This is a genomic window from Pseudomonas sp. GW821-FHT01E10, assembly GCF_059422365.1.
In genome coordinates, this window is sequence record NZ_JBWKWT010000002.1 from 501,379 (window position 1) to 517,140 (window position 15,762).

14 protein-coding genes are annotated in these 15,762 nt (G+C 59.9%); 12 read left to right on the forward strand and 2 right to left on the reverse strand.

Going from position 1 to position 15,762, the window contains the following annotated elements:
• Window positions 1–2 precede the first annotated feature (2 nt).
• Both betT and epsC read right to left on the reverse strand, forming a co-directional pair.
• A complete protein-coding gene (gene betT / locus AC07V0_RS06020; protein WP_018929331.1) occupies window positions 3–1,958 on the reverse strand; it encodes a choline transporter BetT in 1,956 nt (651 codons plus the stop codon).
• Between the two features lie 368 nt (window positions 1,959–2,326).
• Window positions 2,327–3,253, reverse strand: a complete 927-nt coding sequence (gene epsC, locus AC07V0_RS06025) for a serine O-acetyltransferase EpsC (protein WP_018929332.1) — start codon at window positions 3,251–3,253, stop codon at window positions 2,327–2,329.
• Window positions 3,254–3,443: 190 nt separating this feature from the next.
• On the opposite strand from epsC, the gene AC07V0_RS06030 reads away from it, so the two are divergent.
• The 12 genes from AC07V0_RS06030 (at window position 3,444) to AC07V0_RS06085 (ending at window position 15,759) form a co-directional block, all read left to right on the forward strand.
• On the forward strand, window positions 3,444–4,436 hold the full coding sequence (locus AC07V0_RS06030) for a D-cysteine desulfhydrase (protein ID WP_064615817.1): 993 nt from the start codon (window positions 3,444–3,446) through the stop codon (window positions 4,434–4,436).
• Window positions 4,437–4,775: 339 nt separating this feature from the next.
• Complete coding sequence (gene tcyJ / locus AC07V0_RS06035; RefSeq protein WP_019581730.1) at window positions 4,776–5,570, forward strand: cystine ABC transporter substrate-binding protein; 795 nt, start codon at window positions 4,776–4,778, stop codon at window positions 5,568–5,570.
• Window positions 5,570–6,235, forward strand: coding sequence for a cystine ABC transporter permease (gene tcyL, locus AC07V0_RS06040; protein WP_007939566.1), 666 nt, complete (start codon window positions 5,570–5,572; stop codon window positions 6,233–6,235). Before tcyJ ends, tcyL begins: the two co-directional genes overlap by 1 nt.
• 4 nt (window positions 6,236–6,239) lie before the next feature.
• Entirely contained in the window at window positions 6,240–6,989 is a 750-nt protein-coding gene (gene tcyN, locus AC07V0_RS06045) for an L-cystine ABC transporter ATP-binding protein TcyN (protein WP_007939567.1), read from the forward strand.
• Between the two features lie 506 nt (window positions 6,990–7,495).
• Window positions 7,496–8,260: a hypothetical protein gene (locus tag AC07V0_RS06050; RefSeq protein ID WP_495019508.1), complete on the forward strand. Its 765-nt coding sequence runs from the start codon at window positions 7,496–7,498 to the stop codon at window positions 8,258–8,260.
• A 252-nt stretch (window positions 8,261–8,512) separates the two neighbouring features.
• On the forward strand, window positions 8,513–9,754 hold the full coding sequence (locus AC07V0_RS06055) for an SfnB family sulfur acquisition oxidoreductase (RefSeq protein ID WP_019651519.1): 1,242 nt from the start codon (window positions 8,513–8,515) through the stop codon (window positions 9,752–9,754).
• Between the two features lie 23 nt (window positions 9,755–9,777).
• Window positions 9,778–10,971 carry an SfnB family sulfur acquisition oxidoreductase gene (locus tag AC07V0_RS06060; protein ID WP_495019509.1) on the forward strand — a complete coding sequence of 398 codons (1,194 nt, stop codon included), beginning with the start codon at window positions 9,778–9,780 and terminating at the stop codon, window positions 10,969–10,971.
• Window positions 10,971–12,323: an LLM class flavin-dependent oxidoreductase gene (locus AC07V0_RS06065; protein WP_495019510.1), complete on the forward strand. Its 1,353-nt coding sequence runs from the start codon at window positions 10,971–10,973 to the stop codon at window positions 12,321–12,323. The genes AC07V0_RS06060 and AC07V0_RS06065 overlap by 1 nt, the downstream gene beginning before the upstream one ends.
• A 174-nt stretch (window positions 12,324–12,497) precedes the next feature.
• Window positions 12,498–13,307, forward strand: coding sequence for a MetQ/NlpA family ABC transporter substrate-binding protein (locus AC07V0_RS06070; RefSeq protein WP_018929340.1), 810 nt, complete (start codon window positions 12,498–12,500; stop codon window positions 13,305–13,307).
• Between the two features lie 2 nt (window positions 13,308–13,309).
• Window positions 13,310–14,431, forward strand: coding sequence for a methionine ABC transporter ATP-binding protein (locus AC07V0_RS06075; protein ID WP_495019511.1), 1,122 nt, complete (start codon window positions 13,310–13,312; stop codon window positions 14,429–14,431).
• Window positions 14,421–15,065 carry a methionine ABC transporter permease gene (locus tag AC07V0_RS06080; RefSeq protein WP_018929342.1) on the forward strand — a complete coding sequence of 215 codons (645 nt, stop codon included), beginning with the start codon at window positions 14,421–14,423 and terminating at the stop codon, window positions 15,063–15,065. Before AC07V0_RS06075 ends, AC07V0_RS06080 begins: the two co-directional genes overlap by 11 nt.
• Before the next feature lie 64 nt (window positions 15,066–15,129).
• Window positions 15,130–15,759: a class I SAM-dependent methyltransferase gene (locus tag AC07V0_RS06085; protein WP_138866622.1), complete on the forward strand. Its 630-nt coding sequence runs from the start codon at window positions 15,130–15,132 to the stop codon at window positions 15,757–15,759.
• The last annotated feature ends 3 nt before the right edge of the window (window positions 15,760–15,762 follow it).

Sequence of the window (15,762 nt, forward strand, 5' to 3'; positions counted from 1 at the left end):
GATCAACGCACCAAATGCAAAAATTGCATGTGCCGTTCGTACTGGTCGAGGATGTCGTTGATCACCTGATCCTTGGTGTAACCCACCAGATCGTAGTCCTGACTGCCCTCGCGCAAATGCACTTCGGCACGGTGGTAGCGACGGTTGTTGAGTTGCTTGGAACCCATGCCGCCACGGGCGAAGGACGGTGTGAAGTAGCCGCGCATTTGCACCTGATAGATGAACGGATGCAGTTCGCCGTGACCGATTTCCAGGCTAACGTTGTCGTTGGCCGGATCGGGCTGAGTGACCACATGCAACCCCTTCTCGACAAACACGGCGGTCACTTCCTCAATAGCCGGGCGCACCGTTGTATCAAGGAAGCGATAGACCTCATCCCGAGACGGAAAATGCACCGCCTGACTCAAGCGCTGACGCCATCCACCGCGTCGCGAACCGGCCACCGGCGCGAGGGAATGCAATTGCGCGATCTGCTTCTGCGACTCCAGATAAAACGCCTTGTGCAGGCCCCACATCATCAGCAGCAAAATCATCGAGAACGGTAACGAGGTCAGCACCACCGCCGACTTCAAGGCATCAATGCTGCCGGAGAACAGCAGTGCGCTGGTCACCAGTGCCGTCATCGCGCCCCAGAACACTCGCAGCCATTTCGGCCCGTCCTCATCGGGATTGCCACCCTTGGCGGACAAGGTCGACAACACCACGGTGCCGGAGTCGGCGGAGGTGACGAAGAACACAAAGCTGATGAACACCGTGACCGCGATCACGGTTTTGCTCCACGGGTAGGTCTCCAGCAACAGGTAAAGCGTCATCGACGGGTTGTCGATGGCCGACATGCCGAGCGCGCTCATGCCGTGATTGAGAACTTGATCGATGGCGCTGTTGCCGAAGATCGACATCCACGCCAGGGTGAAACCGAGCGGGATCAACAGCACGCCGAAGACGAATTCGCGGATGGTCCGGCCACGGGAAATCCGCGCGATGAACAGGCCCACGAACGGCGACCATGCAATCCACCAGGCCCAGTAGAACACCGTCCAGCCGCCCAGCCAGTCGCTGGGTTTGTCATAGGCGTAGAGGTCGAAACTCTTCATCGGCAAGGCGCCGAGGTAATCGCCAAGGTTCTGGATCAGGGTATTGAGCAAGTGCTGGGTAGGACCGGCGAACAACACGAACAGCAGCAGCGCACAGGCCAGCAGCATGTTGATGTCGGACATCACCCGCACGCCTTTATCGACGCCAGACACCGCGACGATGATCGCCGCGCCCATCATCAGCGTGATCAGGCCGACCTGAATCCACTGGGTGTGGGCGATGCCGAACAGGTAGTCCAGGCCGGAGTTGAGGTGCAATACGCCAAAGCCCATGTCGGCGCCGAGGCCGAACACCGTGGCGATGATGCCGAAGCCGTCCACCGCGTAACCGATGGGCCCGTTGATGCGCTTGCCGATCAGCGGGTACAGCGCCGAACGCAGGGCCAGCGGCAGGTTATGCCGATAGGCGAAATAGGCCAGCGCCATGCCGACGAAGGCGAACACGCCCCAGCCGTGCAGGCCCCAGTGCAGAAACAGAATCTGCATCGCCTGACGCGCCGCCTCCGCCGTACCGGCCTCGCCTTGCGGTGGTTGCACCAAATGCGTAAGTGGTTCGGACACGCAAAAGAAAAACAGCGTGATGCTGATCCCGGCGGCGAACAGCATGCCGGCCCAGGACAAGTAACTGAATTCGGGCTCGTCGTGGTCGGCACCGAGCTTGATCTTGCCGTAGCCGGACAAGGCGGTGACCACCACGAAGACCAGATACAGCGTCATCGCGAGCATGTAGTACCAGCCGACCGTATTGGCCGCCCAGTTTTGCGCTTGCAACAGCCAGGCACCGGCCTGTTCGGGGATCGCCATGACCACGACGGCGAACAACAAAATGAAGGTCGCCGCGAAATAGAACACCGGCGGATTCATGCGGACCTGGCCGCTTGCGGGGATGGACGATGCACTCACGAAAGGTGCACCTCGAGGGGAAAAAACGTGGCTGTAAAAATCGGACTCAGCAAAGGCAAGCCTCCTGTTGTGAGCGGGCGGCGAACCACCGGTTTAACTTGAATGAACGTTCAAGTTAAACATGAATAGGGTGCTAAGGACTAATCGCAGGGCTCGGCGGTAGCTTTCATGGAAGGGTATGACGTGGGGTTTGGGGGATTTCGCGATCGTTCCCACGCTCTGCGTGGGAATGCAGCCCGTGACGCTCTGCGTCACATCAAGAGCGGACGCGGAGCGTCCAGTGAGGCATTCCCACGCGGAGCGTGGGAATGATCAGGTGAGGGACTTACTTACTTCTGCGTCCCGTCATCATGCTGCAGATTCGCCTGGGTCAGGTTGCACCCCGCTGGCACGCTGCGGGTCAGCCAGACGTTGCCACCAATTGTCGAGCCCTTGCCGATGGTGATCCGTCCCAGAATCGTCGCGCCGGCATAGATCACCACGTCGTCCTCGACGATCGGATGCCGCGGATGGCCCTTCTGCAACTGGCCGTCTTCGTCCGCCGGGAAGCGCTTGGCGCCCAACGTCACGGCCTGATAAATCCGCACCCGCTCACCAATGATCGCGGTTTCGCCGATCACCACACCCGTACCGTGGTCGATGAAGAAACTGCGACCGATCTGCGCGCCAGGATGGATGTCGATACCGGTGGCCGAGTGGGCGATTTCCGCGCTGATCCGCGCCAGCAACGGCAACCCGGCGCGGTACAAATGGTGGGCCAGGCGATGGTGAATCACCGCCAGGATTCCCGGGTAGCACAGCAACACTTCATCGACACTGCGAGCCGCCGGATCGCCGTGATAGGCCGCCAGCACGTCGGTGTCCAACAGGCTGCGCAATTCCGGCAGAGCGAGGGCGAAGTCCTGAATGATCCGGATGGCCTTGGCTTCGACTTCAGAATCGACCCCGGCACTGTGGCGAGCGACGTAACGCAATTCGAGCCGCGCCTGAGCCAGCAATGCATTCAACGCCACGTCGAGCGTGTGGCCGACGTAGAAGTCCTCACTCTCCTCGCGCAAATCCACCGGCCCCAGACGCATCGGAAACAACGCACCGCACAAGGCTTCGAGAATGTCCGCCATGGCCGCTCGGGACGGCAACTCGCGACCGCCCTGCTCGGTGCTGGCGCGGCCGTTTTGTGCGCGCCATTGGTCGCGCGCCGTACGCAGTTGGCTGACGATGGTCTGCAATTGCCAATGGCTGGAACGCTCGCTCACGGTAAAAACTCCTCACGGGCGGCCGGACTGTCTGGCCGCGCTGACGGCGATTACTTTACGGCAACGACTTGCAGCCGAATTAAGAACCAATAGTGCTGGGAACAATACTTTTGGCTATAAGCGATTGGCAGTTGCCCCGCTAAATACCCGTGCCTATAGTCCTGACATCTTCCTCCGCCAGTACGGACCCATGATCAAACAACAGCTTGCCCGTTTTAACCGCCTCGACCTGCTCGGTCACCCTACCCCGTTGGAAAAACTCGAACGCCTGTCGACCTGGCTGGGCCGCGATGTGTACGTCAAACGCGATGACCTGACGCCATTGGCACTGGGCGGCAACAAGCTGCGCAAACTCGAATACCTCGCCGCCGACGCCCTGGCCCAAGGCGCCGATACGCTGATCACCGCTGGCGCGATCCAGTCCAACCACGTGCGCCAAACCGCCGCCATTGCGGCCAAGCTTGGCCTGGGCTGCGTGGCGCTGCTGGAGAACCCGCTCGGCACTGACGATAGCAACTACCTCGGCAATGGCAATCGGCTGTTGCTGGACCTGTTCGATGCCAAGGTCGAACTGGTGGAAAACCTCGACAACGCTGACGAGCAATTGCAAGCGCTGGCCGCACGTCTGCGCAGCAACGGCAAGAAACCCTATCTGGTGCCGATTGGTGGCTCCAATGCGGTGGGCGCTTTGGGTTATGTCCGTGCGGGTCTGGAACTGGCCGAGCAGATCAAGGACACCGGGCTGCAATTCGCCGCCGTAGTCCTGGCTTCCGGCAGTGCCGGCACCCATAGCGGCCTGGCGCTGGCATTGAGCGAAGTACTGCCGGATTTGCCAGTCATCGGCGTGACCGTTTCCCGTAGCGATGAAGCTCAACGACCGAAAGTCCAGGGCCTCGCCGAACGCACTGCCGAGCTGTTGGGCGTGGGCCTGCCGGCGAGTTTCAAAGTCGAACTGTGGGACGAATATTTCGGCCCGCGTTATGGCGAGCCGAATGCCGGGACGCTGTCGGCGGTGAAACTGCTGGCGAGTCAGGAAGGGTTGTTGCTGGACCCGGTGTATACCGGCAAGGCCATGGCTGGTTTGCTCGACGGCATCGGGCGCCAGCGCTTCGATGCGGGCCCGATCATCTTCCTGCACACCGGTGGAGCGCCGGCGTTGTTTGCCTACAAAGATTTTCTGTAACCGATAGTCCTGTGGCGAGGGGGCTTGCCCCCGTTGGGTCGCGCAGCGGCCCCTTGTGTCCGGCAGTCATATCGAGTCAGCAGACATTACGACTGCTTCGCAGCCGAACGGGGGCAAGCCCCCTCGCCACAGGAATGCATTCTTCCAATATTCAATTAAAGAATAACAAACTTAATATTTATTATTTTCCAATCTAAAAATCCCATCATATAGTCGCGCCGCAGGCGAATTTGCAGCGAGACGCATAAGCTGCTTTAGGGCAGGATATCGCAGTCGTTCAAATCCCGAATTTGCCAACTTTCCTTAAGCGTCTTCCATAAGAAAACACAGGGGCTTGTCATGAATTTTTCCGCACTACGTAGAAATCTGCTGGTGGGCTCGTTGGGCCTGGCGCTGAGCGCCGGCCTGCTCGGGCAAGCGGTTGCCGGAGAGCAACTGCAAAAGATCAAGGACGCGGGCGTGATCAACGTCGGCCTGGAAGGCACTTATCCACCGTTCAGCTTCGTCGACGAGGCCGGCAAACTGAGCGGCTTCGAAGTCGAGTTCTCCGAAGCCTTGGCCAAAGAACTGGGCGTGAAGGTCAAACTGCAGCCGACCAAATGGGAAGGCATCCTCGCGGCCCTGGAATCCAAGCGTCTGGACGCGGTGATCAACCAGGTGACCATCACCGAAGAGCGCAAGAAGAAGTACGACTTCTCCGAGCCGTACACCGTTTCCGGGATTCAGGCGCTGACCCTGACCAAAAACAAAGACACCATCAAGACCGCCGCCGATCTGGCCGGCAAGAAAGTCGGCGTAGGCCTGGGCACCAACTACGAGCAGTGGGTGAAAGAGAATGTGCCTAAGGCTGACGTCCGCACCTACGAAGATGACCCGAGCAAGTTCCAGGATCTGCGCGTCGGCCGCATCGACGCCATTCTGATCGACCGCCTGGCCGCGCTGGAATACGCCAGGAAGGCCAAGGACACTGCCGCCGCCGGCGAAGCGTTCTCCCGTCAGGAGGCCGGTATTGCCCTGCGCAAAGGCGAGCCTGAACTGCTGGCCGCGGTGAACAAAGCCATCGACAAGCTGCGTGCCGACGGTACGCTGAAAAAGCTTTCGGAAAAATACTTCAGCGCTGACGTCACTCAATAATGGGAGAAGCTTTCCAACTCGCGCTGGACTCCGCGCCCTTCCTGCTCAAGGGCGCGTATTACACGGTCATCCTGAGCCTGGGCGGAATGTTCTTCGGCCTGCTGATGGGCTTCGGCCTGGCGTTGATGCGCCTGTCGCGCTTCAAACTGGTGAGCTGGATTTCCCGCATCTACGTGTCGTTCTTTCGCGGCACGCCGTTGCTGGTGCAACTGTTCGTGATCTATTACGGCTTGCCGCAATTGGGCATCGAACTTGATCCGCTGCCGGCAGCCCTGATCGGCTTCTCGCTGAACATGGCGGCCTACGCCTGCGAAATCCTGCGTGCCGCGATCAGCTCCATCGAGCGCGGCCAATGGGAAGCTGCGGCCAGTATCGGCATGACCCGCGCGCAAACCCTGCGCCGGGCCATTCTACCGCAAGCGATGCGCACGGCCCTGCCACCGTTGGGCAACAGCTTCATCTCGCTGGTCAAGGACACCGCGCTGGCGGCCACCATTCAGGTGCCGGAGCTGTTCCGCCAGGCGCAGCTGATCACCGCCCGTACCTTCGAAATTTTCACCATGTATCTTGCCGCCGCGCTGATCTACTGGGTTCTGGCCACGGTGCTTTCGCACCTGCAGAACAAGTTGGAAGAGCGGGTCAATCGGCACGACCAGGAGTCCTGACCCCATGATTGTCGTGGAAAAGCTGACAAAGCAGTTCAAGGGTCAGGTGGTGCTCAACGGCATCGATCTGCAGGTGAAGGAAGGCGAGGTGGTGGCAATCATCGGCCCCAGCGGCTCGGGCAAGACCACGTTCCTGCGTTGCCTGAATTTTCTGGAAGAACCCACCAGCGGCCGGATCAAGGTCGGTGACATCGAGATCGATGGCAGCCGCCCCCTGAACCAGCAGCAGAGCCTGGTACGACGCCTTCGCCAGCACGTGGGTTTTGTGTTCCAGAACTTCAATCTGTTCCCCCATCGCACAGCCTTGGAAAACGTTATCGAAGGCCCGATCGTGGTGAAAAAGATTCCACGAGCCGACGCCGTTGCCTTGGGTAAAAAGCTGTTGGCCAAGGTCGGCCTGGCGGGCAAGGAAGACGCTTACCCGCGACGCCTCTCCGGCGGTCAGCAACAGCGTGTGGCGATTGCCCGGGCGCTGGCGATGGAACCGGAAGTAATCCTGTTCGATGAACCGACCTCGGCGCTGGACCCGGAATTGGTGGGCGAAGTATTGGCGACCATCCGCGGCCTGGCCGAGGAGAAACGCACCATGGTGATCGTCACCCACGAGATGGGTTTTGCTCGGGACGTGGCCAACCGTGTGGTGTTTTTCGACAAGGGTGTGATTGTCGAACAGGGCGAAGCCAAGGCACTCTTTGCCAACCCGAAAGAAGAACGGACGAAGCAGTTTCTCAGTAAATTCCTTAACAACGCTTAGTTGCATCCTTTCAAAAAAACGTCAACTTCCATGGATGGAAGTGACACCCCCCCTCTTCTAAAAACCTCATGCCCCTCCTCCCCCTGACCTCTTTGATTCACCCAAATCATAAACAACTTCCAGCCCTCCCGTGCGGTACATATATATGTCCTGCAACAGATTCACTTCCCTTAAAATCCATGAAATCCCTCACCACCCTCACTCAACGGGCTGCTGCTCCCAAGGCGTAAAACCCACGAAATATTGGACTAAATTCGACACCACGATGCGGTTTACTAACTACACTGCGTAGGAAATTTCTGAATAACCCAAGAACCAACCTTTAGCCAATCAGTTCTATTGACACCTATTCGAACGCACTCTTATCTAGTCTCCAACAGGCGACTACCACCACACTCGATCATTCTTAAAACACACAAACAGTGAATCGTTTTGTTGCCTGGTAATACACGCCTTTCGATCTTTCAGAAACGGACTTCGCGGTAAGGCTTCAAGGAGAGAACCCCATGACAAGCACTTCGAACAAACCCGAACTTGCAGCCCCGACCCTGGCGCAAACTCACAAGGCCGGCATCAACATCACCTCGGCCGCTCATCTCATGATCGACGTACCGCCTTATCCCGGCATGGACGAAGGCGACCTGATCGAGCTGTTCTGGAACAACTGCTACGTGGCCTCCAGCGTATTGGGAGCGGATCATGGCAACAAAGCGGTGAGCTTGCGGGTGCCGGAAAGCTTCATTGCCAACGGTTCTGCTCGCGTCCATTACAAGGTCATGCAGATCGGGCAAGGGCCAGCGGTATCACCAGCGGCGCGTGTCCAGATCAAACTCGATTGCCCCGGCGGCCTGCCCTCGCCCCTTTGCGATGAGGAAAACCAGAGCCTGGCGCCGGTGTTCATCCCCGAGACCATTCGCCGTCAGGGGGTCAATCCGAACCAGGTCAAGCGCGGTGTGCCATTGACCATCGAACCGTACCTGAACATGGCCGCCGACGACGAAATCACCCTGCGCTGGGGCGATGTGCGCATGGACCTGCCCAAACTCAAGGCCGACGATGTGGGTCAGCCGATTCACGTCTGGGTGCCACCGGCAATCATTCTCGAAGCCGGCGAAGACCTTCGACTGGAAGTGACCTACTGCATCCTCGACCGGGTGGGTAACAACTCGCGCTGGGCACCGGCCCGCACGCTGAAGATCGGCTGTGCCAATCCTTACCTGAAAGTGCCGCCCAAAGAAACGCTCAAAGCAGCAGAACCCCGCAAACAGTGAGGCCCTGTAGCAGCTGGCTTCGCCAGCTGCTACAGGGATGTGTGACACCTCTTCTATCTATATTCCTAAAAGTTAGTTCATTAATTATTTATACGCGTTTAGGGTATATACACCGGACCACCGGACATTCGTGTTTTTCGTTCGCCGCAACACCTGCGGCGTTTTCATGAGATGTGAGGTAGGTATGGTCCGGAACACAATCACCCCAGTGCAAATCGCCAGGGCATTGCGTGCAGCCAAGGAGCGGCACTGATGTCCAGTCTGGCAGATGCAATCATCCAGAGTGATCTGGACATCGCCCCATTGTTGTTGCCCGCGCAGGTCTTGCGCAACGACGCACAAGCCATCAAGGCTGCCCAAGAGCTGGCGCAAGTCGCCCGCCTGCACGCCGCCAAACGTGACCAGCAGCGCAAGTTGCCCTGGTCGGAAATCGAACAGTTCACCCGCAGCGGCCTGGGCAGCATTGCCATCCCGCGTGAGTACGGCGGCCCACAGGTTTCATTCGTCACCGTTGCCGAAGTCTTCGCGATCATTTCCGCAGCCGACCCGGCCCTGGGGCAGATCCCGCAGAACCAGTTCGGGATTCTCAACCTGATACTGGGCAGTGCCACCGAGTCGCAGAAAAAACAGCTGTTCAAAAGCGTGCTCGAAGGCTGGCGGATCGGTAACGCGGGGCCGGAGCGCGGTACCAAAAATACCCTGGAGCTCAAGGCGCGAATCACCGCAGACGGCGATGGCTTCGTCATCAACGGGCAGAAGTTCTACTCCACCGGCGCCTTGTTCGCCCATTGGGTGGCCGTCAAGGCGCTGAACGACGACGGCAAGCAAGTGTTGGCCTTCGTTCGTCGTGGCACGCCGGGTTTGCGCATCGTTGACGACTGGTCGGGATTCGGCCAGCGCACCACCGCCAGCGGCACCATTTTGCTCAACAACGTGCGGGTCGACGCCGAGTTGGTGGTGGATAACTGGAGGATCAACGACAGCCCGAACACTCAGGGCGCCGTATCGCAGCTGATTCAAGCAGCCATCGACGCCGGCATCGCCCGGGGCGCTATCGATGACGCCATCGAATTCGTGAAAACCCGTGCCCGGCCCTGGATCGACGCCAAGGTCGAACGGGCCAGCGACGACCTCTACGTGATCGCCGATATCGGCAAGCTGAAAATTGAACTGCACGCCGCCGAAGCGCTGCTGCGCAAGGCCGGGCAAGTGCTCGATCAGGTCAACGCCGCGCCGCTCACCGCCGAGTCTGCGGCACGCGCCTCGATTGCCGTTGCCGAGGCCAAAGTGCTGACCACCGAGATCTCGCTGCTGGCCAGCGAAAAACTCTTCGAGCTGGCCGGCAGCCGCGCCACCCTCGCCGAGTTCAACCTCGACCGCCACTGGCGCAATGCCCGGGTGCACACGCTGCACGACCCGGTGCGCTGGAAGTATCACGCGGTTGGCGCATATCACTTGAACGGCACGTTGCCGGCTCGCCACTCCTGGATTTAACGACCAGATCGCTGGAGAAACACATGTCTCTTTCTCGAAACGTCGCGGTCATTACCAGCGATGAGCAAGCCCTGATCGTCGCCGGTGACCTGGCCGACGACTTCAAACGCGACAGCGCCCTGCGCGACCGCGAACGTCGTTTGCCGCACCCGGAACTGGAAGTGTTTTCCCGTTCGGGTCTTTGGGGCATCAGCGTGCCAAAGGAATACGGCGGCGCCGGGGTTTCCAACGCCACCCTGGCCAAAGTGATCGCGTTGATCGCCCAGTCTGACGGCTCCCTGGGGCAGATCCCGCAGAACCATTTCTACGCCCTCGAAGTGCTCCGTGTGAACGGCAGCCATGAGCAGAAAAAACGCCTGTACGCCGAAGTGCTGGCCGGCCAGCGTTTCGGCAATGCACTGGCGGAACTGGGCACCAAAACCGCCCATGACCGCGTCACCCGCCTGACCCGCGACGGTGACGGCTATCGCATCAACGGCCGCAAGTTCTACGCCACCGGCGCCATTTACGCCCAGCGCATCCCCACCTCAGTAGTGGATGAAAACGGCGTGCAGCAGCTGGCCTTCGTCCCGCACAACAGCAAAGGCCTGACGGTCATCGACGACTGGAGCGGCTTCGGCCAGCGCACCACCGGCAGCGGTTCGGTGGTGTTCGAGGATGTCTACGTTGCCGCCGAGGACGTGATTCCATTTCAAAGCGCATTCGAACGCCCGACCACTGTCGGCCCATTGGCGCAGATTCTCCACGCTGCGATCGACACCGGCATTGCCCGCGCAGCCTATGAAGATGCATTGCATTTCGTGCGCACCAAAACCCGACCGTGGATCGACGCCACGCATGAAACAGCCACCGAAGACCCGCTGACCATCAAGAGTTTCGGCCACTTGAGTATTCGTCTGCACGCCACCGAAGCCTTGCTGGAACGCTCCGGCGAATTCCTCGACCGGGCCCAGGCCGACACCAATGCCGAGACCGTCGCCGCCGCGTCGATTGCGGTTGCCGAAGCCCGGGCCATCAGCACTGAGATCTCCCTCGCCGCCGGCAGCACGTTGTTCGAACTGGCTGGTAGCCAGGCGACCCTGATTGAGCACGGCCTCGATCGGCACTGGCGCAACGCCCGGGTGCACACCCTGCACGACCCGGTGCGCTGGAAGTATCACGCGGTGGGCAATTACTACCTCAACGATGAAAACCCGCCGTTGCGGGGGACCATTTGATGAGCAAAAAGAAGATCCTGCTCAACGCGTTCAACATGAACTGCATCGGGCACATCAACCATGGCCTGTGGACCCACCCACGGGACACGTCCACCCAGTACAAGACGATCGAATACTGGACCGAACTGGCGCAACTGCTGGAGCGCGGGCTGTTCGACGGTCTGTTCATCGCCGACATCGTCGGTGTGTACGACGTCTATCAGAACTCGGTGGACGTGCCGCTCAAAGAGTCGATCCAATTGCCGGTCAACGATCCGCTGCTCCTGGTCTCGGCCATGGCCGCGGTCACCAAGAACCTCGGCTTCGGCCTGACCGCCAACCTGACCTACGAGCCGCCGTATCTGTTCGCCCGACGCCTGTCGACGCTTGATCATCTGAGTCGCGGCCGCGTCGGCTGGAACATCGTCACCGGCTATCTGGACAGCGCCGCCAAGGCCATGGGCCTCAGCGAACAGGCGGAACACGACCGACGTTACGACCAGGCCGACGAATACCTGCAAGTGCTCTACAAACTCTGGGAAGGCAGCTGGGAAAACGGCGCGGTGCTCAACGACCGCGAGCAACGGATCTACGCCCAGCCAGACAAAGTGCACAAGGTCGAGCACAAGGGTGAGTTCTATCAGGTCGAGGGTTATCACCTCTGCGAACCGTCGCCGCAACGCACGCCGGTGCTGTTCCAGGCCGGCAGTTCAGATCGCGGTTTGCTCTTCGCCGGTCGGCATGCCGAGTGCGTGTTCATCAGCGGCCAGAACAAACCGGCGACCCGGGCTCAAGTGGACAAGGTTCGCGCCAGCGCCGTCGAGGCCGGGCGCAATCCTTGGGACATCAAGGTGTTCATGGGCTTGAACGTGATCGTCGGCGCCACCGAAGCGCTGGCCTGGGCCAAGCATGCCGAATACCTGAGCTACGCCAGCGCCGAGGCCGGCGTCGCGCACTTTTCGGCGTCCACCGGGATCGATTTTTCCGAGTACGAACTCGACGAACCGATCCAGTACGTGAAGAGCAACGCCATCCAGTCTGCCACCAAGAACCTGCAAAACAACGACTGGACCCGCCGCAAACTGCTGGAACAACACGCCCTCGGTGGCCGCTACATCACCGTGGTCGGCTCACCTGAGCAAGTGGCCGATGAGCTGGAATCATGGATCGCCGAAACCGGCCTCGACGGCTTCAACCTGACACGGATCGTCACCCCGGAAAGCTATGTGGATTTCATTGAGCTGGTGATTCCGGAGTTGCAGCGCCGAGGGTCATACAAGACCGCTTACGACGACGGCAGCCTGCGGGAAAAACTGTTTCAGCGTGACGCGCATTTGCCTGAGCAACACACGGGCTCCCACTACCGACACTAAAACCTGTGGCGAGGGAGCTTGCTCCCGCTCGACTGCGCAGCAGTCGCAAAACCTGCTGGCGAGTTTCAACTGACTGAACTCATTGAATGGCTTTGGGGCCGCTTCGCAGCCCAGCGGGAGCAAGCTCCCTCGCCACAAAAGCATGCACATTAAACAATTGACTGGAAAATCATCATGACCAAAAAACTCTTATCCCACCCAGTCAAAGCACTGGCCCTGGCCCTCGGCCTCTTCAGCTCCATCACCTTCGCCGCCGACGCGCCGTTGAAGGTCGGCACCACCGCCGCCTTCGCCATTCCGCTGGAAGCCGCCGTAGAGGAAGCCAGCAAACAAGGCCTGAAAGTCGAACTGGTGGAATTCAGCGACTGGATCGCTCCCAACGTCAGCCTCGCCTCGGGCGACATCGATGTGAACTATTTCCAGCACATCCCGTTCCTGGAAAACGCCAAGGCCGCGGCCGGCTTTGATCTGGTGCCGTTCGCCCCGGGCATCATCAACAACGTCGGCCTCTATTCGAAGAAATACAAAAGCTTCGCCGAGTTGCCAGAAGGTGCCAGCGTGGCCATCGCCAACGACCCGATCAACAGCGGTCGCGGCCTGCAACTGCTAGCCAAGGCCGGCTTGATTACCCTCAAACCGGGCGTCGGCTACAAGGCCACCGAAGAAGACATCATCGCCAACCCGAAGAAAATCAAAATCCTTCAGGTTGAAGCCGTGCAACTGGTACGCGCCTATGACGACGCCGATCTGGTCCAGGGTTATCCGGCCTACATTCGCCTGTCGAAAACCTTCGATGCCAGCTCGGCCCTGCTGTTCGATGGTCTCGATCACAAGGAATACGTGATCCAGTTCGTGATCCAGCCGAAAAGCAAAACCGACCCACGGCTGATCAAATTCGTCGACATCTATCAGCACTCGCCAGCGGTTCGCGCAGCGCTGGATAAAGCCCACGGCAAGCTCTATCAAGCTGGCTGGGAAAGCTGAGCATGACGGCCGCCATCCAACGGCGACTGGAGACTCCAGAGCCACACAGTGCTGAACGCACCGAGCTCCACCCCGAGCTGAACCGCGCCCACGTGCGCTTCATCGGCCTGGGTAAAACCTACAATGGCCAGCAAGGTCCGGTGGCGGCCCTGCACGGTATCGACCTGGCAATCCAACGCGGCGAAGTGTTCGGCATCATCGGGCGCAGCGGTGCCGGCAAGTCGTCTCTGATCCGTACCATCAACCGCCTCGAACAACCGAGCAGCGGGCGAGTGCTGATCGATCAGGTGGACATCGGCGAGTTCGATGAAGACCGACTGGTGGCGCTGCGCCGGCGCATCGGCATGATCTTCCAGCACTTCAATTTGATGTCAGCCAAGACGGTTTGGCAGAACGTCGAATTACCATTGAAAGTCGCCGGTGTGCCCAAGGAAAAACGCGAGCAGAAGGTCCGTGAATTGCTCGAACTGGTGGGTCTGCAAGGTAAACACAAGGCTTATCCGGCGCAGCTTTCCGGCGGCCAGAAACAACGTGTCGGCATCGCCCGTGCGTTGGTGCATGACCCGGAGATTCTGCTGTGCGACGAGGCCACTTCGGCCCTCGATCCGGAGACCACCCAATCGATCCTCGGCCTGCTGCGCGAGATCAACCAGCGACTGGGCCTGACCATCGTGCTGATCACCCACGAGATGGCGGTGATCCGCGATATCTGCGATCGGGTCGTGGTGTTGGAGCACGGGCGAATCGTCGAGCAAGGGCCGGTCTGGGAGGTCTTCGGCAACCCGCAGCATGAAGTGAGCAAGACCTTGCTCGCGCCGCTGCAACACGGCCTGCCGGATGAACTGCAAAGCCGCTTGCGGGCACAGCCGCAGTCTTCGGGCGCTGCCGTGGTCCTGCGCTTGCAATTCACCGGCAATACCCGCGACGAGCCAGACCTGGCGGCGCTTTTCAGCGCCCTCGGTGGCCGCGTGCGTTTGCTGCAAGGGGGCGTGGAACGGATTCAGGGCCATGCGCTGGGGCAATTACTGCTGGCGGTGACCGGTTCGTCCCTCGGTGCCGAGGAATTGCGTCAGCGCGCCAGTCATTGGGCGCAACAGGTGGAGGTGCTGGGTTATGTGGTTTGATCGATTGCTGCAAGGCTTCATCGACACCTTCCTGATGGTCGGCGTGTCGTCACTGATCGCGCTGTTGGTGGGCATTCCGCTGGCGGTGATCCTGGTCACCAGCACCAAAGGCGGGATCTACGAAGCACCGGCGCTGAACCGTGCACTGGGCGCGTTCGTGAACCTGTTCCGCTCGATTCCGTTTCTGATTTTGATGGTGGCGCTGATACCGTTTACCCGGTTGATCGTCGGCACCACCTATGGCGTATGGGCCGCCGTGGTGCCACTGACCATTGCCGCTACGCCGTTCTTCGCACGCATCGCCGAAGTCAGCCTGCGGGAAGTCGACCACGGGTTGATCGAAGCGGCGCAGGCGATGGGTTGCCGACGCTGGCATATCGTCTGGCATGTGCTGCTGCCCGAGGCGCTGCCGGGGATTGTCGGCGGCTTCACCATTACGCTGGTGACCATGATCAACTCGTCGGCCATGGCCGGAGCGATTGGCGCTGGTGGGTTGGGCGACATTGCTTATCGATATGGGTATCAGCGCTTTGACAGCCAGATCATGTTGACGGTGATTGTGTTGCTGGTGGTGTTGGTGGCGGTGATTCAGTTGGGTGGGGATCGGTTGGCGCGGGGGTTGAACAAGCGCTGAATCAAGATCAAAAGTGCGAAAGCGCTTATAGTCAGTGCTTCTTTCTTTTTCTGTGCAGCCGACCATGAAACAGACTCCCGCCGACCTGGAGCAGATCACCTCTACCACCCTGGGCCATTACAACGCGGTGGCCGAGGACTTCCGTGAAGGCACTCGCGATCACGATGTCAGCCAGAACATCGATGCCCTGCTACGGCACATCCAGGGTAAGGCGCCCTTCAGCATTCTCGACTTTGGCTGTGGCCCCGGCCGCGACCTGAAAACCTTCACCCGCCTGGGCCACATCGCCATCGGGCTCGACGGTTCGGAAAAGCTTGCGCAGATGGCTCGGGACGACAGCGGGTGTGAGGTCTGGCAGCAGGACTTCCTGAAGCTCGATCTGCCAGCCGAGCGGTTTGACGGGATTTTTGCCAATGCGGTGCTGTTTCATGTCCCGAGTCAGGAGTTGCCCAGGGTGTTGAAGCAACTGCGCGCGGCATTGAAGCCGGGCGGTGTGTTGTTCAGTTCCAATCCCCGTGGCGAGAATCAGGAAGGCTGGAACGGACCGCGTTATGGGGCGTATTACGACCTGGCGGCGTGGCAACAAATGCTGACCGAGGCGGGGTTTGTGGAGCTGGAGCACTACTACCGGCCGGCGGGGCTGCCGCGGGAGCAGCAGCCTTGGTTGGCCAGCGTTTGGCGTCGAGCCGACTGATCG

What these genes read in the sequence shown, in the direction of transcription:
- betT (WP_018929331.1), bottom strand. Translation starts at nt 1,958, where the DNA reads ATGAATCCGCCGGTGTTCTATTTCGCGGCGACCTTCATTTTGTTGTTC.
- AC07V0_RS06030 (WP_064615817.1), top strand. Translation starts at nt 3,444, where the DNA reads ATGATCAAACAACAGCTTGCCCGTTTTAACCGCCTCGACCTGCTCGGT.
- tcyJ (WP_019581730.1), top strand. Translation starts at nt 4,776, where the DNA reads ATGAATTTTTCCGCACTACGTAGAAATCTGCTGGTGGGCTCGTTGGGC.
- tcyL (WP_007939566.1), top strand. Translation starts at nt 5,570, where the DNA reads ATGGGAGAAGCTTTCCAACTCGCGCTGGACTCCGCGCCCTTCCTGCTC.
- tcyN (WP_007939567.1), top strand. Translation starts at nt 6,240, where the DNA reads ATGATTGTCGTGGAAAAGCTGACAAAGCAGTTCAAGGGTCAGGTGGTG.
- AC07V0_RS06050 (WP_495019508.1), top strand. Translation starts at nt 7,496, where the DNA reads ATGACAAGCACTTCGAACAAACCCGAACTTGCAGCCCCGACCCTGGCG.
- AC07V0_RS06055 (WP_019651519.1), top strand. Translation starts at nt 8,513, where the DNA reads ATGTCCAGTCTGGCAGATGCAATCATCCAGAGTGATCTGGACATCGCC.
- AC07V0_RS06060 (WP_495019509.1), top strand. Translation starts at nt 9,778, where the DNA reads ATGTCTCTTTCTCGAAACGTCGCGGTCATTACCAGCGATGAGCAAGCC.
- AC07V0_RS06065 (WP_495019510.1), top strand. Translation starts at nt 10,971, where the DNA reads ATGAGCAAAAAGAAGATCCTGCTCAACGCGTTCAACATGAACTGCATC.
- AC07V0_RS06070 (WP_018929340.1), top strand. Translation starts at nt 12,498, where the DNA reads ATGACCAAAAAACTCTTATCCCACCCAGTCAAAGCACTGGCCCTGGCC.
- AC07V0_RS06075 (WP_495019511.1), top strand. Translation starts at nt 13,310, where the DNA reads ATGACGGCCGCCATCCAACGGCGACTGGAGACTCCAGAGCCACACAGT.
- AC07V0_RS06080 (WP_018929342.1), top strand. Translation starts at nt 14,421, where the DNA reads ATGTGGTTTGATCGATTGCTGCAAGGCTTCATCGACACCTTCCTGATG.
- AC07V0_RS06085 (WP_138866622.1), top strand. Translation starts at nt 15,130, where the DNA reads ATGAAACAGACTCCCGCCGACCTGGAGCAGATCACCTCTACCACCCTG.